This window comes from Acinetobacter sp. YH01022 (assembly GCF_013420235.1).
Lineage (GTDB): Bacteria > Pseudomonadota > Gammaproteobacteria > Pseudomonadales > Moraxellaceae > Acinetobacter.
Genome location: NZ_VOYP01000022.1, coordinates 1 through 20,026 on the forward strand (window position 1 = coordinate 1; position 20,026 = coordinate 20,026).

The following is a 20,026-nucleotide window of genomic DNA, read 5'->3' on the forward strand; positions in this document are numbered from 1 at the left end:
GTCATGAGAAAGCCCATATAAATGGGTAATGTACAAGTTGCTGTAGAAGCATGTTTAATTCGTCTGATCACAGATACTTTATAAAGCATTTTAATACTTTTTTGAATCTGTCAATGCGTAAGTCCTATATGATTAACTCAACTAGAAAAAATCTTGTTTAGTAAATCTTCTTTAAGTATCGCAGTTTTAGTCATAATCCTTCGCTTTTTTCAGATCTTAAGCTCAATTCATTATTATTTTCAAAGTTAATATCAGTCATTTAAGATGGCTAAAAATTATTAAAATTCGATAGGTTATATTATGTCTAATACAGTTAACGGTACAGTAAAATGGTTTAACGAAACTAAAGGTTTCGGTTTCATTCAACAAGAATCTGGTCCAGATGTATTTGCTCATTTCAGTGAAATTGCAAATTCTGGCTTTAAAACATTGTTTGAAGGTCAGCATGTATCATTCAGTATTGCGCAAGGTCAAAAAGGCCCGAATGCTGTGAATATTGTTGCTTTATAATAAGTAACATCGATAAAAAAGCACTTTGATAGTGCTTTTTTTGTTTTTAGCGTTCAGACAACGCTGCATAGAAAACTGAAAACTTCACTCTACCTTCTATGCAGTTGAATGGAAATTTAATCGCCCATATCTCCGGCTTCTGTATTGCATCCGAACATCAACTGAGGGATTAATTGCAAGTCACAGAAATTCTTCCAGTACCGAATTTAAAAAACCATGCCCCTGCGTGGTACATGCAAGACGCTGCGGATCAGTAACCATTAACTTACGTGAACGTAATGAAGTTAAAAGCTCATGCAAATTTTCTAAATTCAAACCTGTACGCTCGGCATACAGTTTGGCATCAACACCCTGATTTAACCGTAGCGCATTCATCATAAATTCAAACGGCATGTCTTCATCTTCTATGCGTTTAAACTGCAAATGCTCAGCCGGTACTTTGGCCAGATAATCCTTGGGCAAGCGGGTTTTCTGGAAACGGTACACACCATCGGGTCGAGTCACTTTGCCATGCGCCCCTGCCCCAATCGCCAGATAATCGCCAAACTGCCAGTAATTTAAATTATGCGCAGAGGGTTTTTCCTTACGCCAGGCTGAAACTTCATAGTTCACAAAACCATTGGCCTTTAGGTAGGCTTCACCCTGTTCCTGAATATCTTCCAGCACATCCTCAACGGGTAAAACCGGCTGGGTACGGAAAAATACTGTATTCGGTTCAATGGTCAATTGATACCACGACACATGCGTGGCACCATTTTCCACAGCCAGTTTTAAATCAAGCAACGCCTGTTCTAGCGTTTGTTCTGGCAAGCCATGCATCAAGTCGACATTGATACGTTCAAAGCCTGCTTCACGGGCCAAATGAATGGCATTAATCGCATCATCATTGCTGTGAATACGCCCTAATTTTTTCAGCTGATCGCTATTAAAACTCTGCACACCAATGGAAAGACGGTTGATTCCTGCTGCCAAATAACCTGCAAAGGGGTCATGCTCCACTGTTCCCGGATTGGCTTCCAGAGTAATTTCACAGCCATCTTCAAAAGGAATTAAGCTTTTTAACTGGCTAAATAGCCATTGATAACCCTTTGCAGAAATCAGTGACGGCGTGCCTCCACCAATAAACACGCTATGAATCTGACGCCCCTGGGCAAAGTCGACCTGGGTTTTAAAGTCTTCGACCAAAGCCTGTAAATATTGCTGTTCCAGATCCAAGGACAGTTTTCCATCCGGTACGGCATGCGAGTTAAAGTCACAGTACGGACACTTACGCACACACCACGGCATATGAATGTATAAAGATAAAGGAACCAGTGCAGGATTTAATTCGGCCAAGGAACAAGCTCAAAATATATAAGACAGGAAGATAAATATATTAACATGACTGCATCAGGACACTGATAAAATCTCACAAGGAATATCAGTACACTAGGAAAAACTATTGAAGAATTAAATTGTTAGAATGATGAAAATATCTGCTCAGTTATTGTTATTCATTCCCATGACCCTGGGGATTGGTATCGCGCTTACTTTTCAAACAGCTATCAACAGCCAGTTGAGAGAATATTTAAATTCACCTTTACAAGCCGCCCTTTTATCTTTTCTGGTTGGTACAATACTGCTGGCCATATTGGTGTTTTTTCAGCCGGTAGGAAAACCGGGTTTTGCCACGTTTGTGCAACTGCCATGGTATTTATGGTTGGGTGGATTTCTTGGGGTATATGCCATTAGCCTCAGTATTTATGCTGCGCCCAAACTTGGTTTTCTCACTCTGTCCGGTTTGATTATTTTTGGTCAACTGGTCACTTCAATGATTCTGGATCATTTTGGTTTACTGGGCACAGAAAAAACACCGGTGAACTGGCAACGTCTGTTAGGTGGCGTAGTGATTTTTATTGGTGTGCTTCTCACTTTACAACGCTAACCCCTCATTATTCTAAGCACATGATGAGTAATTTTTGTGTCAAATGTCTCGTCGATTACAACGACCCGTTATGAATTAAAACAGCTCTTTCATTTGATGATTCCGATTCTGGTCACTCAATTTTCCCAGGCCGGTTTGGGACTGATTGATACCATTATGGCCGGACATCTTTCTCCGGTAGATCTTGCCGCGATTGCTGTCGGGGTAGGCTTATGGATTCCGGTCATGCTGCTGTTTAGCGGCATCATGATTGCCACCACTCCTTTGGTTGCAGAAGCCAACGGCGCACGTACGCCGGAAAAAATTGCCAGTATTGCACGGCAATCGCTGTGGATCGCGCTGATTCTGGGCATCATCGCTGCACTGATTTTACAGATCATGCCATTTTTATTGCCTGTTTTAGGCGTACCAGAAGTCTTGCTGCCCAAAGCCAGTTTGTTCCTGCATGCTATTGGTCTAGGTATGCCCGCTGTGACCATGTATGCAGCGCTGCGTGGCTATTCGGAAGCGCTGGGGCATCCACGTCCCGTGACGGCGATTAGCCTGATTGCATTAATGGTTCTGGTTCCGCTTAACTTTATTTTTATGCATGGCTGGGGACCAATTCCGGAGTTAGGTTCAGCCGGTTGTGGTTTTGCCACGGCGATTTTGCAATGGCTGATGTTTATTGCACTCGCAACCTATGTATTAAAAGCTTCGGCCTATAAAAAAACACAGCCCTTTGCCACATTTGAAAAAATCAATCCGGACTGGATCAAGCGTATTTTAAGACTCGGTTTCCCGATTGGCCTGGCCATCTTTTTTGAAGTGAGCCTGTTCAGCACGGCTGCGATTGTGCTCAGCCCCTTGGGCGAAACCTTGGTGGCCGCGCATCAGATTGCCATGTCCGTGACCTCACAATTATTTATGATTCCAATGTCACTGGCCATTGCGCTGACCATTCGTGTGGGCACCTATTATGGGGAAAAAAACTGGCAGGCAATGCATAAAGTGCAATATCTGGGTCTGGCCACCGGCACTGTTTTTGCCTTCGCTACCATGGCACTGATCTGGTTTTTCCGGCCAGAAATTGTGTCAATTTACACCTCAGATTACGAGGTCACTCAGGTCGCGCTATATCTGCTGCTGTTTGCCATGGCCTATCAGCTGATGGATGCCTGGCAAGTCAGTGCGGCAGGTTGCCTGCGAGGCATGCAGGACACCAAAGGTCCGATGTGGATCACCATGATTGCCTATTGGGTCATTGCCTTCCCGGTCGGGATTTATCTAGCGCGTTTTACCCAAATGCAGGCAGCGGGTGTCTGGGTCGGCTTGATTGTCGGTTTAAGTGTGGCCTGTATCTTGTTATTAACCCGTTTATACAAAATCAACCATCGCCTGAAAATGCCTTAAAAAACGCATGGACTCATCCCTTTTCATGGGAAAAGGGATGAGTCCAGTACAGCATAAATATAAAAATAATCTACCATATTTCAGTTATTTAGCCACTCAAAAATGGTCTATTTTTTGATAATCTCACTGTAAAAGTGCAGCTTTTAACAATTTCAAGTAGGCAATATCCTGTTTAACGCCTATGATCATTAAAACCCATCTATGATGATGCTGAGGAATATCGCATGGCAAAAACGGCTAGGACCCCCGGTCGTCGCTTTATGAAACTTGCCAGTATGACGGCGAGTATTGCAACTAAAACCGTATCAAACTCGATTAAAAATTTTAATGCCGATGAAGAACAAAAAAATGCTTCGCGCACTAAACTTTTTCAGGATATCGGACTGCAGATTGCCGATACGCTGGGCGAAATGAAAGGTGCGGTGATGAAAGTGGGGCAAATTGCTTCACAATACAAAGACATCTTCCCACCAGAAGTGGCCCGTGCCATTAGCAAGTTACAGCGTCAGGCTCCAGCCATGCCTTTTGCTGAAATTAAAGCACAAGTTGAAAAAGAACTGGGTAAACCGCTCCTGAAAATCTTTAAAAGTTTTGATGAACAGCCTTTTGCTGCGGCCTCTATTGGGCAGGTACATAAAGCCATCTTGCCGAACGGTCAGCAGGTGGTGGTCAAAGTACAATATCCGGGCGTGGATGAAGCCTGTGAAAGTGACCTGAAACAGGTGCGTCTGGCCTTGCGCTTAATGGGTGTACTGAAAATTGACCGCAAATTGCAAGATCAGCTGTTTAAGGAAATTCAGGACAGTCTGGATAATGAGCTGAACTATGAGATTGAGGCGCAAAACTTAGAAGTCGCACGTACATTTCATCAAACATTAGACAATAAAATTGTTATTCCACAGGTCTATAGCGATTATTCTTCGCGTCATATTTTAACCCTAAGCCTGGAACAGGGCAAAAGCATCGAAACGGCCAGTACCTGGTCTCAAGACACCCGTAATGAACTGGGACGCCGTTTGTTCCGTGCCATTGGTCAGGAGATTTTCTATCTGAAACGTTTCCACTGTGACCCGCATCCAGGCAACTTTGCCTTCCGAGAAGATGGGACGGTGATTATTTACGACTATGGCGGTGTCAAAACCCTTTCTACCGAAATTGTCTCGAATTTCAAGACCCTGATTAATGCCGCCCGTGAAAGCAATATTGCCGAAATGGAACAGAAGCTGGATGACCTGCATTCCATCACCATGCAAGGCAAGTTTCCTGAAGATCTATATCGCCAGTGGCTGGAAGTGTTGATGCGTCCGCTGATCACCCATTACGATTTTGCCGAAAACTCTGCCCATCATGATGGCGTCGAACTGCTGAAACCGTCATTAAAATATTGGGATGTGTTTAAGCCTTCACCGGATACCTTAATGGTTAACCGCACGGTTTCCGGACATTACTGGAATTTAATTCATTTAAAAGTGAATGATAACCTGAATGATTTATTTGAGGAGCTGGTGCCGCCTCGAGTATGATCAAGCTGCACCCACCCGGTTCACCCATAGTGCCCGGGTTTTATTTGACTCGATAATTGTTATGTTATAACATTTCTTTAAATTTAAAATATACGATGGAGAAATGTATGCGTCCAGATATCCACCCCGACTATCAACAAGTGCTGTTCCACGACACCAATGCAGATGTCTATTTTGTGATTGGCAGCACGTTAAAACCGACCCAGACCCGTGAATATGAAGGCCAGACTTATCCTTATGTGACTCTGGATATTTCCAGTGCCTCGCATCCGTTTTATACCGGTGAACAACGTCAAACCAGCAATGAAGGCCGTGTAGCAAGCTTTAATAAACGTTTCGCACGTTTCAAACGCTCACATTAAATTCATACTGTTTTAAGATTTCAAGGTTAATCTTAAGACTTGAAAAGCCCAAGCCATATCCTCCAGCTTGGGCTTCTTTTTTTCTGATATGACAAAAATTTTGAGCTGTTATCGACTCTGCAATAAACTCTGAAACAGGTAAAAACCGAGCGCCAACACAATAATTCCCGTAATCACGCTGGAAATGGCATAGCCTAAAGCCAGTGCAATCTGTCCATGCTTGAGCAGTTGAAAGGTTTCCAGACCAAAACTGGAAAAAGTGGTAAAGCCACCTAAAATACCCACCATCAAAAACAGACGTGCTTCATTTTGCAAAACAGGAAATTTCTGGCTATAGGCAAAGAAAATACCGGCAAGCAGACAGCCAAAGATATTGATCCACCATGTCGTCCACGGAAATCCGCTGCTCGGTTTAAATAAAAATACCCCTACACCATAACGCAAACTTGCGCCGACTGCTCCCCCTAAAGCTACCAGTAGCCAATTCATATCTGTTCCATTTTTATCAAATCAAAGATCAGGACTGTGTAAATTCTTGATTCACTATACTCTACAAATGAACTGAAATAGTAATGAAATACTGCCCTAAAAATTGTTATAGTCGCGATGTTTTTAAACTTTTTTTCTATGAATTGAGGAAATTATGGCTCAGGATTTATTGGCACAGCTTCAGGCAGGTGAAATCAAATTTGCAGACGTGATTGCATATATTGATGCACGTTATCAGCATAGCCCTACAGCGTTTCAAAATGGCCAACAGGCCAATGCTGCAACGGAAAACCAAGGCAGTGCCAAAGTATTTTCTTTTGCCCAACTCAATGGTCTAGATCAGGCACAAACCCTAAGCCTGTTTGCTGAACACTATGCAGCGGTATTAGCGACTCCTGAAGCCACAGACCACCAGAACATTCGCCAGTTTATGCAAAATGGCTGGGATGGCATTCAGTTTGACGGTCAGGCATTAACAGCGAAATAAGTTACTTATATACATCTTAGAATATAAAAAAGCCCGCTTTATTAAAGCGGGCTTTTTTTTACTCTATTGATCACCCGAAATTTTATTACAACAAGCTTCAGATACGCGAATGTGGCAGGGATGCCACATGTTGCCCACCACAACACGGATGTTGTGTGTGGGTAACAAAGGCTTTTGCCTACTTTTGGCCTGTCAAAAGTAGGATTAAAGCCTGCACAAAGTACTTTTGACTTTTAAAGAAAAATAAGGCTGTGCCAACGGTAAGCTTCACACAAATACTAAATTATTAAATTAAGAAACCCGAACCCAGCAACGCCACTCATCCACCGAATTTTGTTCCCACGCACGGCTATGTTTCACGTGAATCCATTCTTCACCCGGTTGCAGTGCAGTAAATATAAACAGTTTTTGTCCACCTACACCCAGCATCGGTTGCTTGCTTTTCACTTGATCTTGCCGATAAATTTCTTCCACTTTTAAGATATTCTGCGGCTCGGCCACTTGCCAGATATAACCTGTAGTCGGATTTTCTGGCACAGTAAGTTCCAGAGTTTGTCCTACTTTCATTTCCAGCAAAGCCGGGCATTGACTGTCTAATGAGTAACTATGGGTTTTTCCATCTAACGTTGGACTCATACTGCTACACCCCACCATGCTGAACCCCAGTATTACAGCAAAACTAAGTACTAAAGATTTCATAAATTTAATCTTTTCATCATCTTGTTATAAAAAACGGTTAGCCTTTCACCCGTTCAATCCATTCAATTGAACTGACACGGAATAACTCACAGGCACCATCTCCAGTATCTGTCGGGACTAAAGATGAAGTCCAAACCAAATCTTTATCTTTAATTTCCACCAGCTCGCCTTTTAGCCGCACTAGATCACCGCGTTTCACATGTTTAATCTGTTTGGCAATTTGAGGGTTGGCAGGAATGATGTGCATATTCGAGACCATTTGCATAGCTTGTTCGGCAGGCACTGGCAGGCGATCAATCTTCCAGTTTAAATAACGGTCATACTGATTGACCGAGATATGTCGTGCAATTTCAGGCTCGGCAAACAACCCCCAGCTCACGGCATAATCAATCGGTGAAAACTTGGCCTGTTCATCACTGGTATAAATTTTCGAACCTAGAATGCGAAAATCGCCTTTAAACGATTGCAGTTTTTTGATTGACTGGTCTTTTGCCAGCGGAGCCAAGCCCTTCGCAATATTATAATCAACAGAGGCGCTCGCACTCATTTGCAACATGCTGGCAGCAAGTAAAGTACTGAATAATATTGGCCTGACCATTTTTATGCCCCTAACGTATTTCTTGATTTCTAACTTAATTTTAAAGTGAGTAAACTTAAAGAAATATATGAACTTGGTAACAATAGAGATATATTCAGTCACTTTTTTGTCTTATTTTCTGAGCTGAAGATTGGTTAAACTAAGATGATATAAAGTAAGAAAAATTAAGTGACAATGATTTATAAATTTTACCAGCAACACATTTTTCCGCATTTGCTCAATCAGGTGATGCAAACGGCCAGCCTGATGGATCTGCGTCGCGAACTGCTACTCCCCATTGCAGGCGAAGTGCTGGAAATTGGCTTTGGTAGCGGGATCAATCTGCCTTTTTATCAAAATGTCGATACCCTCTACGCCCTTGAACCAAATGCCGATATTTATCAACTGGCGATTAAACGTGTGCACGAAAGTGCCATTCATGTGCAGCATGTTCAGGCCAGTGCAGAAAAGCTGCCTTTTGCCGATCATAGTATCGATAATATTGTCAGTACCTGGACACTGTGCAGTATTGAACATCTGGATCAGGCTTTGGCAGAATTACATCGCGTACTCAAGCCTGGCGGAACCTTGCATCTGGTCGAACATGTACTATCTGACCGCCCAACACTGCAACATCTGCAAGACCTGCTGACACCCATTCAAAAACGCCTTGCCGATGGCTGTCATCTGAACCGCAATATTGAACAGGCCTTGCTGGATGCACATTTCAGCTTTAAAGAAAAATATTATCTGGACGCAGCCGGTATTCCTAAAATTGCCCAACGCATGCTGTTTGCACGTGTTCAAAAACAGTAAGTCCTGAATTTAACGGCGTTTTATAAGCATCGCCGTTTTAATCATCAAAATCGATACGGACTGTTTCAAAACGTACCCGCCCTTCCCGTATGGCCTGGGCAATCGCCTGTTGACCTTTGGTCAGGCGTGCACCGCCGCTTTTAATATCAATCAGTACGACTTCGATATCATCGGGACTTCCTTCGCCATCACGCAGGTCAGTATAACCATCAAACACTACATAATCGACCGGATCGCCCAGAAACTTGGCATCACTGGGTAAATACTGAAACTGGGGCATAATCGGTGCCAGCTGCTCTGCCATCTTGCCTTTCAGCACAGCACGGCTGGTATTGACACTGCGTTTTTGCGCATGCGCCAAAGCCTGCTGATGCTCCAGCTCCAGTTCCGCAATGTACTGTTCATACTCTGCTTTAATACGTCCATTTCGAGTATTGCTTAAAATCATGGTGGTGAGCACCACGCCTATACACGCCCCAATCAGCATTGCCATCCAAATGGACATTATTATTCCTTAATTGCAAAAATTACCGCTACTTATACCTTAAGACTTTTGTCCCGAGTCATATTCACTGCATCAAACAATGATATGCTAGGACTGAGCAGAATAAAATCATCAGGGTTATGAAAACTATCTTAATTGCCAATCAAAAAGGTGGATGCGGTAAAACCGTTACTGCAATTAATCTGGCTGCCGCTTTGGCACAAAAGGGGTATAAAGTCGCACTTGCCGATGCCGATAATCAAAAATCAGCTTTGCAATGGTTAAAACAACGACCGCCAGAGGCGGCTCCTATTCAAAGTCTGGACTGGCGTCAGGAAAAATCAATTGGCGATGTACCTAAAAATATCGAATATCTGATTATTGATGCACCAGGAGCCTTATCTGGCGAGCATGCCGAACAATTAATCAGTGAAGCACATGCCATTATTACCCCATTGCAGCCGTCTTTCTTTGATATTGATAGTACGCGCCGTTTCCTGAAACATTTACAGGATATTAAACGCATCCGCAAAGGGAAGGTACAGATTTTACTGTTGGCTAACCGCATGAAAGCAAACACTGCCAGTTCCAAAGATATTCAGGATTTTTTCCAAAAAATTGAACAACAGCCGGTAGCCTGGATTTCCGAGCGTGCTGCCTATGCCCAGCTTGCCATGCAGGGACTGAGTATTTTTGATAAAACACAAAAAAACTATCGGGCTATGCAAGATCAATGGCAACCGCTGTTAAATGCAATTGTTGATGATCCCAGCGCCTGGTTTTAATCGCATTAAATAGACACAGCGCAAACTTTTGCCTAGAAATGTGCAATAAATATTCATCACAACTTACCCAGCTCTCGTTCTCGGGAGCTTTTTTTTCGGTTAAGATGAACTCCGAACTTAGGAAGTAGTCAGTGAATTCAGTGCAACGTTACGCGCCCACATTACAAAAGGTTTTATTATTTGGACTATTTTTTGTCCTGATGTATTTGAGTTTTCATGTGCTCAAATATTTTATTGTACCTGTGGTTTGGGCGGCAATTATTGCCTATGTCACCTGGCCGCTGTATCAGTCGGTATTACGCATGTGTGGACAGCGCCCTACGCTAAGTGCCACAGTGATGATTCTTTCTGTGGTTCTGGTTCTGGGTTTACCGATTATTTTTGCCATTTTCATGTTACAGCATGAAGGGCGAAATCTGTATTACGAATTACAGAAACAGGTATTTTCCGGTCACCTGAATGTTCCTGACTTTATCCGGCAGTTACCTTTTATTGGCAAAGAAATTTCGCGAACGTTAAGAGAGATTAATCAGGACCCGAACAGCATTATCCAGTCCGTCTCGATCTGGATTCAGGGTCATTTAAATTACGGGAAAGCGGTACTGAACGAAGTCAGCAAAAATCTGATCAAGCTCTGCTTTGCCGTGATGTCGTTATTTTTCTTTTACCGTGATGGTCACACCATTTTACATCAGGTCAGCAAAGCCCTGGAAATGGTGATTGGTCCGCGTATCCATCATTATATTGCCACCATTTCCGATACTACCCGTGCCGTGGTCTATGGCGTTGGATTGACTGCCATTGCCCAGTCTATACTGGCTGGCATCAGCTATTTTGTGGCCGATGTACCTAACCCGATGGTACTGACCATTATTACCTTCCTGCTGGCACTGATTCCTTTTGGACCTCCAGTTGCCTATACCTCTGTTTCACTGTGGTTATTTTCTCAAGGACATACCATAGAGGCGATTGGGGTTATGGTATGGGGCGTGTGTATTGTCAGTACCGCAGATAACGTGATCCGTCCTCTGGTGATTTCCGGTGCCACTCAAATTCCCTTCCTGCTGATCATGTTTGGTGTGCTGGGTGGTCTGGCCAGCTTTGGTATGGTGGGATTATTTGTCGGCCCGGTCATTCTGGCGGTATTACTGGCAATCTGGAGGGAATGGCTGCATGAAACCAATGAAACCGAAGGTTTAATGATGCCTAAAGCCACGCTCGCTCATGATATTGATGATGAAACCCATCACCCTGATTAAGCTGGTAGGCAGAAGTTAAGAAACTTATACATTGCACTACTTAAATCACCTGGTCTTGCATCCACGACTTTGTTTCAATGACGCCAATTATAAAAAAGTCAGGATGCTTCAAGTCATGAAAACACTATTTAAACAAGGCGCAATAACAACATTGGGTACCATATTTTTAGCCGGTTGTGCCGGTACCATGCCCATACAAGAACATAAAGCGCAACGTGTCACGGTCAATGCCGTCACTGCTCAAGGTGTAGGTAATAAAATCGGGACTGTAGAATTACGCGATAGCCCGGCAGGTCTGGTCATTAATACCGATTTAAGTGATCTGCCACCCGGCCCTCACGGGTTCCATATTCATGAAAAAGGCTTCTGTGGCCCGGCAGAAAAAGATGGAAAAATGGGCGCAGCGCTTGCAGCAGGCGGTCATTTCAATCCAAACCAGGCACCACATCACGGTACGCCACTCACTGGCCATCTAGGCGATTTACCCCTCATTACAGTGGAGGCTTCAGGCAAATCTCAGCAAAAACTGCTGGCCCCACGTTTAAACCTGGCTGATGTTCAAGGTCTGGCGATTATGGTCCATGCCGGTGGCGACAACTATGCCGACGAACCTAAACCTTTGGGCGGTGGCGGAAACCGAATTGCCTGTGGTGTGATTCAATAATGTATCCCTAAAACCATAAAATCCAAAAGCAGGCAGAGTGTCTGCTTTTTTATGATGACCTGCAAATAACAGAGAGTATGGAGCAACGCTCAGGTCGATAAATTGACAGCACTACAGAAAAAATAGGCTATATTCACCATAATTGAACTTTAGAAAAACCCTGAATTGCCTGCAAGACCGATTTCAACACCTGATTATAAGTGTTTGATAATTTTTTAAAATATACCGAGCTTTTATTCACCCTTACGGCAATATTCGGTACACTCAGGGTTCATTCTCATAGATTTAAACATGACCATGAATATTCAAACTTTACGTGTTGTCGGTCTTTTAGAAGGTATTTCCTTTCTGTTACTTCTTTTCATCGCGATGCCAATGAAATATATGCTGGATAACCCGATCATGGTGAAATATGTCGGTATGGGGCACGGCGTACTGTTTATCCTGTTTTTAATTGTTTTATTTATCGTGTGCGAAAAACAGAAATGGTCGATTCAGATGTTTATTCTGGGTTTAATCGCATCCATTTTACCGTTTGGCACTTTTGTTTTCGATCGTAAGTTGAAGGCTGTTGAGCAGCCGATTGCTGAACCCAAGCTATAGTTTCTGATTAAAAGGCTATTTTCTTTTTCAGGAAATAATAAGGATGCACCCTCATTTCCTACTGGAAGAAAATACTGATTTGAAATCAGTATTTTCCCCTCCTTTCAGGAGATGAGCAGCGCTGCTGCGCAAGGGAGAGGTCTGAATATCAAAATACCCCATGCTCCACCCGTTCTTTTAAAATGTCTTTGAGCATCGCTCGCGGAAAACTAAACCACAGTGCAATTAAAATAAAACACGCCACGCTATAGGCCAAATAATGGTAGTGTTCATACATCATCCGAACCAGTTCAATAATGATAAAGAAGCTGAACATCAGCAGCATCGATACCGCAGCAGCTACGGTGCCTTTAGACACTTCCGATGACATCAGCGCAAAACGGTACAGCACGGAAAAACTGATGCCTTCTCCAAAGCTGATTAAAGTCATGCCCGCAATTAAGCACCAGACCAGATAATCCTGCCAAATCACACCAGCCAGTAAAACCACGGTTCCGAGCAGCATAATCGGCAAGCCCATCAGCACCGATCTGCCCAAAGCCAGTTTGTCGATAATTTTAATCAGCACCACATTTCCGACAATCAATCCACCCAATACCGGAAACTGTGCCAAGCCGTATTGCATGCTGCTAAAACCTAATTCTTCCACCAGCATGACCGGTGACAGTGCAATCCAGAGCATTAACGGCATACTGACCATCGGCAAGGCCAAGGTCATCGTCAGAAAACGTTTGTTTTTATAGACCTGTTTAAAGTCATCCAGAATGTAGCTGAATGGCTGTTTTGGTATGCTGACTTTGTTCTCGGGCATTTTGGCTTTCAGTCCAAACCAGCTTAAAAAGGCTAATGAGGCGATGCCGATAAAGCCCCAATGCCATGACACATGGTCAATCAGGAATGCACCAATCACGGGACCGAGTAAGGGGGCAAGCAGGGAAATATTCGCCATCAGCGCCATGACTTTAATCGCGTCACGTTCTTCAAAGGTTTCCTGAATCGCGGCATAACCGACTGCGGAAATAACCGTGAGACCAATCCCTTGTAAAAAGCGCAGTGCTAAAAAGCTTTCAATATTTTTCGTCAGTAAAATCAGTAAGCAGCACAGTACAAAAAACAGTACCCCTGCGAGCAGAACTTTTTTACGTCCCAGTCGGTCGGACAATGGACCGAGTAACCATGCCACACATGCTCCACCGAGCAGGTAAAACGACATGGAAGATGGTGCCCAAGAACTGCTCACGCCAAAGTCTTTGGTAATGGCGAGCATGGCTGGCTGCACCAAGTCGTTGCCGATATAGACGGAAAATTCAAACAGCACCAATGCCAATGGAAACATCAGCGTGGCACGGTTTAAGGTGGCGGTCTTAACTTTTTGCATTGTTTTTCTACATAGGGTTATAGGCTTGTGGGGCTGCGCACTATTTTTAGGGAGAGAAGCGTCAGCTCAATGCCAAGCATTTAGTGTTTAAATTAAAGTTTGGGAAATGCACTTGCTTATAAGTGACTTAAAACACCGTATTCACCAGGTGTTTAAATAAAAAATTCGTGAGAATAGTTGATCTCAAACAAGTACACCTACTTGGTTAAGTAGGTGTAGTTTAGCAGAGAGTGTTTTTCTTGTCTTTAAGCTGTTTTTTCGGAAATCATTTCGTTAAATTTAATTTCTGGATTTGGTTTAAATTGAAGCCATTTGTTCTTCATCCATTTCTCAACTTTCTCTTTACCTAAAATAGTCAATAAATTATTAAGTAAGGAAAATTTCGTCGTATTATTAAAATAATATACTGTTACACGTACTCTGCTATCTTTAGTATTATTAAAACTAAATATTTCCTCGATATATTCTCTGTCAGAAACATCAAGTGAATGTCCCCAAAAATAAAAATTGATATTATCTTTAGTGAGATAGCTTTGTGCAACTACAATTGCTTGTTTAACTTTTGAATTTTCATCTAAGAATAGATAATCTGTTTCTTTAAATAATTTTTGATGATATTTCGTAAAGCCATAAGCTTTTATTTTTTTTAAAGAATCATGATGTAATTCAGATACTCCTAAAACAATATTTTGTTTTGTTCCAAAACTTCCATGCAAGTAATCAGTATCTATAAATGAATCATAATTTTTTTGGTAAGTATTAGGGCGTGTCCTCATTTGAAGAATTGTTTTTAAATACTTAAAATCCTCCTTTAAGCTCTTTTCATCTCTATATTTTTTCAATGGCACGTACTCTTCTCACCGATGATATTTGGCAGCAAATTCAAGATACTATGCGATTACACGGTTGTTACTGTTCAAAAAACAGTAGAAATATCATGGAAGCCATTTTATGGAAACTACGTACGGGTGCGACATGGCGTGATATTCCTCAAGAATTTTGCCCTTGGCAAACTGCTTACAACCGCTTTAATCGCTGGGCAAGTAAGGGATTATGGGATAAATTTTTTTAGATTACGAGGCATTCTGGATCAGGAATGGGTATTCATTGATGGAAGCTACATACGCGTGCATCAACATGCAAGTGGAGCTCGGCATGGTTTCGAAAGAGCAATTGGACAATCACGCGGTGGACGAACAACAAAAATACATCTTGCAACCGACGCGAATGGATTACCGATTGATTTTAAAATCACTGGGGGTGACGTCCACGACAGTCAAGTTGCAAAACAACTGATTGATATTGTAGGCGAGGCAACTTATCTCATTGCTGACAAGGGGTATGATGCTGAGCACATTAGAATGTGTGCCAAGAACAAGAATATGATTCCCATTATTCCATTGAGATCAAACAGTAAGAGATCGAATAAGGAATTTGATAAATATCTATATAAATTAAGACATTTAGTTGAAAATGCTTTTGCGAGATTAAAACATTTCCGTGCTATTGCAACTCGATTTGATAAACTAGCACGCAATTATAAATCTATGATCCGTATAGCCTGTATATTTATTTGGTGCAAAGCCAAATGAGGACACGCCCTAGTATAATTGAATGAATAAATTTTATCGGGATGAATCCACTCAACATCCCCTAAAGATAATTTACAGATTGGAATTAACTGATTAACTATTAGCTCTAAGTACAAGTTAAATAGTTTTATGAATTCTTCTAATTGATCATGCAAATCCTCTAGAAATGCTGTTGGATTAAATCCATTTTCTATTCTATTACCAAAGCAATATTTTGAATTTAGATTTAAAGAATATGGAATAGACCTAATCTTTCCCCCTATACGTGCACTCCCACCACTTTTATAGCAAAAATTAAAATAGTTTAGAATTCCTAGAGACTTCTTATTAAGGATATCTGATAAATCAAGCTCACTATCTACTTTTTGTTCTATTTCAAATTTTTCTAATCGAACTAAACTTTGAGCTAAAACTATCAAAACTTCTTCAATTTTTTGTTCAAAATCAATCCAAGTTTTTATTTCTTTAACGTGATGTTTAAAATATTGATACCATCCATTATTTTTCAATCGAAATTGAAAATCAAGAATCTGTTCAAAAGAAACTTTTATTTTATTTACTTCATAAATTTCTTTAGTTTTATTTATAAAATCTTTATCTCTACCTTTTTTAAATAAATCCTCAAAACTCATCTGATAATTTTTTTCATCAATAGCCTTCTGCATTTCAAATATTTTCTTTAATAAAGTTGAAAAATCATCTATTGAATTATTAAAAAGATCCTTAACAGGTTTACCTAAGTCTTTATCTTCAATCGCACCCATTACATCCATAAAATGATCATACTTCGTCGGCAAATAATGCGACAAATCAAAACCATTACCCACAATTAAAATATTCATTGTTCTTGTATCCCCAAATGCAAAAAAGCGCATCAATCGATACGCTTTTTATGCAGCATTACAGCTTACTTTTCAACCATAAATCAAAGATTTATTAAGGGCATTTCGCTTTCTGAAAAGACTTGGTATTTTTCCCACGCAAACATTGATACGACTTCTCTGTATCCACCTTCTTCCAGTCCCCATCTACCAGTTTAAAACTATATACCGTACGCATTGAACGAACCGAATCATCCATTAAACCCGTTTCCGTGACTTTTACCTGAGCAGCAGTTGGTGACTCTACACTGTTAAAAAACTGACGAATCTCCACGGTTGCCGAACCCTTACGCAAATCAGGTCGTTCTTTCAAGACTTGTTGCAAAGGCGTATCGGACGAACCAATATTCACTTTAGAGGCCAATTTTTTAGTCGTTGCACAACCCGTCGTGATTAAGCCCAAACAAATTATAGAGGTCGATAATAAACGTAACATTGGGAAATCTCCCCCATAAAAAAAAGACATCGCATCTATGATGCCATGCCTTTTTTTCATACTCGATAACAGTTATGTAGTCATCGGCGCATAGAACTTACAGGTTAAATATTAAAGATCGAACAGTTTACCCGGGTTCATAATGCCGTTTGGATCGAATACCTGTTTCAAGGCTTTCATGTAGCCAATTTCTTCTTCAGAACGGGTGTAGTTGAGGTAAGGTTTTTTAGTCATACCAACACCGTGTTCTGCAGAAATCGAACCGTCATATTTTTTCACAGTATCGAATACATATTTGTTCACCACCTGACATTTGGCAAAGAATTCATCTTTAGACAGGTTCTCTGGTTTTAAGATGTTCAAGTGCAAGTTACCGTCACCAATATGACCGAACCAGCAGATTTCAAAGTCAGGGTAATTATCCGCAACAATCGCATCAATTTCTTTAATAAATGCAGGAACATGCGTAATAAGTACGGAAATGTCATTTTTGTATGGTGTGAACGGCGCGATTGATTCAGAAATATCTTCACGCAAACGCCATAAGCTGTGTACCTGTTCCAGGCTTTGGCTCATGACACCATCTAGCACCCAACCCTGTTCCATGCAATGCTCAAAAATTTCCATCGCCTTGTCCATGATTGGCTCAAACGGCGCTTCAAATTCAAGCAGTACATAGAATGGACATTCCGTTTCAAACGGACGTTGTACATGACCATGATCCAGCACTTTTTGCATCGCAAGTTCACCAAAGAACTCAAATGCAGTTAAATCAATTTTTGCCTGGAATGCGTGAAGTACAGGCATCACGGCTTCAAAGTCAGGTACACCCAGTACCATCACTTGCAGGTCTTGCGGTTGACGCTCCAGCTTGATTTCAGCTTCAGTCACCAGACCAAGCGTACCTTCACCACCAATGAACAAATGTTGTAATGCATAACCGGTCGCGTTCTTGATCATGCCCTTGTTCAGGCGCAGGATGTCGCCCTTACCGGTTACAACGGTCAGACCCAGCACCCAGTTACGGGTCATGCCGTATTTGATCACTTTAATACCACCGGCATTGGTGCCGATGTTACCGCCAATTTGTGATGAACCTGAAGACGCGAAATCCACCGGATAATACATGCCCTGTTCTTCGGCATAGTTTTGTAACTGTTCAGTCACCACACCCGCTTGTACACGCACCATACGGTCTGCCGGGAAGAATTCCAGAATCTGGTTCATCTTGTCCATGCTAACCACAATTTCACCGTTGGCTGCTACTGCACCGGCCGATAAACCGGTACGGCCGCCCGACGGTGTGATGGCAATATTGTGTTCATTGGCAAATTTAACAATCGCCTGCACCTGTTCCGTACTTGATGGAAAAACAATGACTGATGGGTTTGGATCGAAATGCTTGGTGTAGTCTTTGCCCCAGGCATCGAGACTAGCAGCATCAGTTTTAATGCGGTTTTCACCCACAATGGCTGTCAATTGGGTTAATAACTCAGGTGTTAAAGCGACTGGAGCATTCATCGTTTGCAGACCTAGCAAGAAATATACAAGTGGTGGACGGTCTATAGAGCATTCTTTGCAAAGAGATTTACAAAAAAATCATGTCTTAGACTGGGTGTGAGCATAAAATCAACAATATAACTGTGATCGATTTCACTACTCGACATTATAAGACATTTTTTACTGAAACCTGGTGAAAATAAGCATTTTGACAATCTAGGCTTAAAAATTACAGCTTTAGTTAGACCAAAATCTGTAGTTCCTGGCATATGTATGGCAAAAATACCTATAGTCTCCGTCATAAAGGAAATGTATATAGACCCTTCTCGTATGTTATCATATCGCGACTAAATTTGGCCTTTGTAGCGGAGCCGTAATGAGCCAACATCTTTCACTGCCTAAAGATAAAATTCGTTTCTTGTTGTTAGAAGGCGTTCATCAAAACGCAATCGACACTTTAAATGCTGCTGGATACACCAACATCGATTACCGTAAAACTGCGCTTGAGGGTGAAGCGTTGAAAGAAGCGATAAAAGATGCTCACTTCATTGGTATTCGTTCACGTACTCAACTGACTGAAGAAGTATTCGAAGCAGCCAACAAGCTGATCGCTGTTGGCTGTTTTTGTATCGGTACCAACCAGGTAAACCTGGATGCAGCAATGCGTCGCGGTATTCCAGTATTTAACGCACCATATTCAAATACCCGTTCAGTAGCTGAACTGGTACTTGCTGAAGCTATTTTATTGCTTCGTGGCGTACCTGCTAAATCTGCTTCTACTCACCGTGGTGGCTGGAACAAGTCTGCAGTAGGTTCGTATGAAACTCGTGGTAAAACTTTAGGTATTGTCGGTTACGGCTCAATCGGTTCTCAACTTTCAGTGCTTGCTGAAAGCATGGGTATGAATGTCATTTATTATGATGCAGTAACCAAACTTCCTATGGGTAACGCACGCCAGGTCGGTACGATGGGCGAGTTGCTTGCAAATGCTGACGTGGTATCTCTACACGTTCCAGACGTTCCATCTACGCGTAACTTCATGGGCAAAGAACAGTTTGCTCAAATGAAAGAAGGTTCAATCTTCATCAATGCTGCACGTGGTACATGTGTAATCATTGAAGACCTTGCGGATGCCATCAAGTCTGGTCACATTGCAGGTGCTGCAGTTGACGTATTCCCTAAAGAGCCTAAAGCCAACGGTGAAGAATTCGTTTCTCCACTTCGTGGCCTGGACAACGTGATCTTGACACCTCACGTGGGCGGTTCAACCATGGAAGCGCAAGCCAACATCGGTCTTGAAGTTGCAGAGAAATTCGTTGCTTATTCAGATAAAGGCATGACCTTGTCTGCGGTGAACTTCCCTGAAATCGCGTTGCCATTGACTGAAGGTAAACACCGTTTACTGCACATTCACAAAAACATTCCAGGCGTGCTGTCTAAAATCAACAACCTGTTTGCTGAACACGGCATCAACATCTCTGGTCAGTCTTTAATGACTAAAGGTGATGTCGGTTACCTGGTGATGGACGTTGATGCAACTGCGTCTAAAGAAGCACTCGATACGCTTCACGAAGTTGAAGGCACAATCCGCGTTCGCGTATTGTTCTAATTCAGTTTTATTTAAAAAACCACAGCATTCATGCTGTGGTTTTTTATTTTTCCAGA

The 20,026-nt window shown here is 42.0% G+C and carries 23 protein-coding genes; 13 read left to right on the plus strand and 10 right to left on the minus strand.

The annotated features are described in order from the left end of the window. Positions 1 to 300: 300 nt before the first annotated feature. Complete coding sequence (locus FTT87_RS09325) at positions 301 to 510, plus strand: cold-shock protein (protein ID WP_086195804.1); 210 nt, start codon at positions 301 to 303, stop codon at positions 508 to 510. 180 nt (positions 511 to 690) lie between these two features. On the opposite strand, the gene hemW is transcribed toward FTT87_RS09325, so the two are convergent. After that, the gene (gene hemW, locus FTT87_RS09330; RefSeq protein WP_180080536.1) at positions 691 to 1,845 is read right to left on the minus strand and encodes a radical SAM family heme chaperone HemW; all 1,155 of its coding nucleotides are present in this window, start codon (positions 1,843 to 1,845) and stop codon (positions 691 to 693) included. A gap of 127 nt (positions 1,846 to 1,972) precedes the next feature. Here hemW and FTT87_RS09335 point away from each other — a divergent pair, with 127 nt between their 5' ends. The 4 genes from FTT87_RS09335 (at position 1,973) to FTT87_RS09350 (ending at position 5,711) form a co-directional block, all read left to right on the plus strand. Next, entirely contained in the window at positions 1,973 to 2,434 is a 462-nt protein-coding gene (locus FTT87_RS09335; protein ID WP_180080539.1) for a DMT family transporter, read from the plus strand. A 36-nt stretch (positions 2,435 to 2,470) separates the two neighbouring features. Further along, on the plus strand, positions 2,471 to 3,826 hold the full coding sequence (locus FTT87_RS09340) for an MATE family efflux transporter (protein ID WP_320159616.1): 1,356 nt from the start codon (positions 2,471 to 2,473) through the stop codon (positions 3,824 to 3,826). 224 nt (positions 3,827 to 4,050) lie between these two features. Beyond that, positions 4,051 to 5,349 carry an AarF/ABC1/UbiB kinase family protein gene (locus tag FTT87_RS09345; RefSeq protein WP_180174737.1) on the plus strand — a complete coding sequence of 433 codons (1,299 nt, stop codon included), beginning with the start codon at positions 4,051 to 4,053 and terminating at the stop codon, positions 5,347 to 5,349. A 107-nt stretch (positions 5,350 to 5,456) separates the two neighbouring features. Then, entirely contained in the window at positions 5,457 to 5,711 is a 255-nt protein-coding gene (locus tag FTT87_RS09350; RefSeq protein WP_166168663.1) for a type B 50S ribosomal protein L31, read from the plus strand. A 108-nt stretch (positions 5,712 to 5,819) separates the two neighbouring features. Here FTT87_RS09350 and crcB read toward each other — a convergent pair whose 3' ends face one another. After that, entirely contained in the window at positions 5,820 to 6,200 is a 381-nt protein-coding gene (crcB, locus tag FTT87_RS09355) for a fluoride efflux transporter CrcB (RefSeq protein WP_180174738.1), read from the minus strand. Between the two features lie 154 nt (positions 6,201 to 6,354). Here crcB and FTT87_RS09360 point away from each other — a divergent pair, with 154 nt between their 5' ends. Further along, positions 6,355 to 6,687 carry a HopJ type III effector protein gene (locus FTT87_RS09360; protein WP_180174739.1) on the plus strand — a complete coding sequence of 111 codons (333 nt, stop codon included), beginning with the start codon at positions 6,355 to 6,357 and terminating at the stop codon, positions 6,685 to 6,687. Positions 6,688 to 6,978: 291 nt separating this feature from the next. Here FTT87_RS09360 and FTT87_RS09365 read toward each other — a convergent pair whose 3' ends face one another. Both FTT87_RS09365 and FTT87_RS09370 read right to left on the minus strand, forming a co-directional pair. After that, positions 6,979 to 7,323, minus strand: coding sequence for a protease inhibitor I42 family protein (locus FTT87_RS09365; RefSeq protein WP_257230572.1), 345 nt, complete (start codon positions 7,321 to 7,323; stop codon positions 6,979 to 6,981). A gap of 100 nt (positions 7,324 to 7,423) precedes the next feature. Then, positions 7,424 to 7,984, minus strand: coding sequence for a hypothetical protein (locus FTT87_RS09370; RefSeq protein ID WP_180174741.1), 561 nt, complete (start codon positions 7,982 to 7,984; stop codon positions 7,424 to 7,426). A 174-nt stretch (positions 7,985 to 8,158) separates the two neighbouring features. On the opposite strand from FTT87_RS09370, the gene FTT87_RS09375 reads away from it, so the two are divergent. Continuing rightward, complete coding sequence (locus tag FTT87_RS09375) at positions 8,159 to 8,779, plus strand: class I SAM-dependent methyltransferase (protein WP_180174777.1); 621 nt, start codon at positions 8,159 to 8,161, stop codon at positions 8,777 to 8,779. A gap of 37 nt (positions 8,780 to 8,816) precedes the next feature. Here FTT87_RS09375 and FTT87_RS09380 read toward each other — a convergent pair whose 3' ends face one another. Next, on the minus strand, positions 8,817 to 9,284 hold the full coding sequence (locus FTT87_RS09380; protein WP_092820151.1) for a Holliday junction resolvase-like protein: 468 nt from the start codon (positions 9,282 to 9,284) through the stop codon (positions 8,817 to 8,819). Between the two features lie 119 nt (positions 9,285 to 9,403). Between FTT87_RS09380 and FTT87_RS09385 the strand changes: the two genes are divergently transcribed. The 4 genes from FTT87_RS09385 (at position 9,404) to FTT87_RS09400 (ending at position 12,574) form a co-directional block, all read left to right on the plus strand. Continuing rightward, a complete protein-coding gene (locus FTT87_RS09385) occupies positions 9,404 to 10,048 on the plus strand; it encodes a ParA family protein (protein ID WP_086195815.1) in 645 nt (214 codons plus the stop codon). Positions 10,049 to 10,179: 131 nt separating this feature from the next. After that, complete coding sequence (locus FTT87_RS09390) at positions 10,180 to 11,307, plus strand: AI-2E family transporter (RefSeq protein WP_349928541.1); 1,128 nt, start codon at positions 10,180 to 10,182, stop codon at positions 11,305 to 11,307. A 115-nt stretch (positions 11,308 to 11,422) separates the two neighbouring features. After that, positions 11,423 to 11,971 (plus strand): superoxide dismutase family protein, encoded by a 549-nt coding sequence (gene sodC, locus FTT87_RS09395; RefSeq protein ID WP_180174742.1) that lies wholly within the window; start codon positions 11,423 to 11,425, stop codon positions 11,969 to 11,971. A 297-nt stretch (positions 11,972 to 12,268) separates the two neighbouring features. Beyond that, positions 12,269 to 12,574: a DUF3817 domain-containing protein gene (locus FTT87_RS09400; protein ID WP_180174778.1), complete on the plus strand. Its 306-nt coding sequence runs from the start codon at positions 12,269 to 12,271 to the stop codon at positions 12,572 to 12,574. Positions 12,575 to 12,722: 148 nt separating this feature from the next. Here FTT87_RS09400 and FTT87_RS09405 read toward each other — a convergent pair whose 3' ends face one another. Beyond that, a complete protein-coding gene (locus FTT87_RS09405) occupies positions 12,723 to 13,952 on the minus strand; it encodes an MFS transporter (RefSeq protein ID WP_180174743.1) in 1,230 nt (409 codons plus the stop codon). A gap of 245 nt (positions 13,953 to 14,197) precedes the next feature. Next, positions 14,198 to 14,800 (minus strand): AbiH family protein, encoded by a 603-nt coding sequence (locus FTT87_RS09410; protein ID WP_373423509.1) that lies wholly within the window; start codon positions 14,798 to 14,800, stop codon positions 14,198 to 14,200. On the opposite strand from FTT87_RS09410, the gene FTT87_RS09415 reads away from it, so the two are divergent. After that, positions 14,794 to 15,544, plus strand: a protein-coding gene (locus FTT87_RS09415; protein WP_373423510.1) for an IS5 family transposase whose coding sequence is annotated in 2 segments (ribosomal slippage) — positions 14,794 to 15,017 and positions 15,016 to 15,544 — 753 coding nt in all. Because the reading frame shifts where the segments join, the coding sequence is not laid out codon by codon here. The genes FTT87_RS09410 and FTT87_RS09415 overlap by 7 nt on opposite strands. Here the strand turns inward: FTT87_RS09415 and FTT87_RS09420 are convergent. The 3 genes from FTT87_RS09420 to FTT87_RS09430 form a co-directional block, all read right to left on the minus strand. After that, a complete protein-coding gene (locus FTT87_RS09420) occupies positions 15,490 to 16,386 on the minus strand; it encodes an AbiH family protein (RefSeq protein WP_180174745.1) in 897 nt (298 codons plus the stop codon). The genes FTT87_RS09415 and FTT87_RS09420 overlap by 55 nt on opposite strands. Positions 16,387 to 16,480: 94 nt before the next feature. Next, positions 16,481 to 16,861: a hypothetical protein gene (locus FTT87_RS09425; protein ID WP_092820157.1), complete on the minus strand. Its 381-nt coding sequence runs from the start codon at positions 16,859 to 16,861 to the stop codon at positions 16,481 to 16,483. Positions 16,862 to 16,972: 111 nt separating this feature from the next. Then, positions 16,973 to 18,382: an FAD-binding oxidoreductase gene (locus tag FTT87_RS09430; RefSeq protein WP_092820158.1), complete on the minus strand. Its 1,410-nt coding sequence runs from the start codon at positions 18,380 to 18,382 to the stop codon at positions 16,973 to 16,975. A gap of 355 nt (positions 18,383 to 18,737) precedes the next feature. On the opposite strand from FTT87_RS09430, the gene serA reads away from it, so the two are divergent. Next, entirely contained in the window at positions 18,738 to 19,970 is a 1,233-nt protein-coding gene (gene serA / locus FTT87_RS09435) for a phosphoglycerate dehydrogenase (protein WP_180174746.1), read from the plus strand. The last annotated feature ends 56 nt before the right edge of the window (positions 19,971 to 20,026 follow it).

Bases quoted from the DNA above. Each gene is read 5' to 3' on its own strand.
- FTT87_RS09325 (WP_086195804.1), top strand. From the start codon at position 301: ATGTCTAATACAGTTAACGGTACAGTAAAATGGTTTAACGAAACTAAA.
- FTT87_RS09335 (WP_180080539.1), top strand. From the start codon at position 1,973: ATGATGAAAATATCTGCTCAGTTATTGTTATTCATTCCCATGACCCTG.
- FTT87_RS09345 (WP_180174737.1), top strand. From the start codon at position 4,051: ATGGCAAAAACGGCTAGGACCCCCGGTCGTCGCTTTATGAAACTTGCC.
- FTT87_RS09350 (WP_166168663.1), top strand. From the start codon at position 5,457: ATGCGTCCAGATATCCACCCCGACTATCAACAAGTGCTGTTCCACGAC.
- crcB (WP_180174738.1), bottom strand. From the start codon at position 6,200: ATGAATTGGCTACTGGTAGCTTTAGGGGGAGCAGTCGGCGCAAGTTTG.
- FTT87_RS09360 (WP_180174739.1), top strand. From the start codon at position 6,355: ATGGCTCAGGATTTATTGGCACAGCTTCAGGCAGGTGAAATCAAATTT.
- FTT87_RS09365 (WP_257230572.1), bottom strand. From the start codon at position 7,323: ATGAGTCCAACGTTAGATGGAAAAACCCATAGTTACTCATTAGACAGT.
- FTT87_RS09370 (WP_180174741.1), bottom strand. From the start codon at position 7,984: ATGGTCAGGCCAATATTATTCAGTACTTTACTTGCTGCCAGCATGTTG.
- FTT87_RS09375 (WP_180174777.1), top strand. From the start codon at position 8,159: ATGATTTATAAATTTTACCAGCAACACATTTTTCCGCATTTGCTCAAT.
- FTT87_RS09380 (WP_092820151.1), bottom strand. From the start codon at position 9,284: ATGTCCATTTGGATGGCAATGCTGATTGGGGCGTGTATAGGCGTGGTG.
- FTT87_RS09385 (WP_086195815.1), top strand. From the start codon at position 9,404: ATGAAAACTATCTTAATTGCCAATCAAAAAGGTGGATGCGGTAAAACC.
- sodC (WP_180174742.1), top strand. From the start codon at position 11,423: ATGAAAACACTATTTAAACAAGGCGCAATAACAACATTGGGTACCATA.
- FTT87_RS09400 (WP_180174778.1), top strand. From the start codon at position 12,269: ATGAATATTCAAACTTTACGTGTTGTCGGTCTTTTAGAAGGTATTTCC.
- FTT87_RS09405 (WP_180174743.1), bottom strand. From the start codon at position 13,952: ATGCAAAAAGTTAAGACCGCCACCTTAAACCGTGCCACGCTGATGTTT.
- FTT87_RS09420 (WP_180174745.1), bottom strand. From the start codon at position 16,386: ATGAATATTTTAATTGTGGGTAATGGTTTTGATTTGTCGCATTATTTG.
- FTT87_RS09425 (WP_092820157.1), bottom strand. From the start codon at position 16,861: ATGTTACGTTTATTATCGACCTCTATAATTTGTTTGGGCTTAATCACG.
- FTT87_RS09430 (WP_092820158.1), bottom strand. From the start codon at position 18,382: ATGAATGCTCCAGTCGCTTTAACACCTGAGTTATTAACCCAATTGACA.
- serA (WP_180174746.1), top strand. From the start codon at position 18,738: ATGAGCCAACATCTTTCACTGCCTAAAGATAAAATTCGTTTCTTGTTG.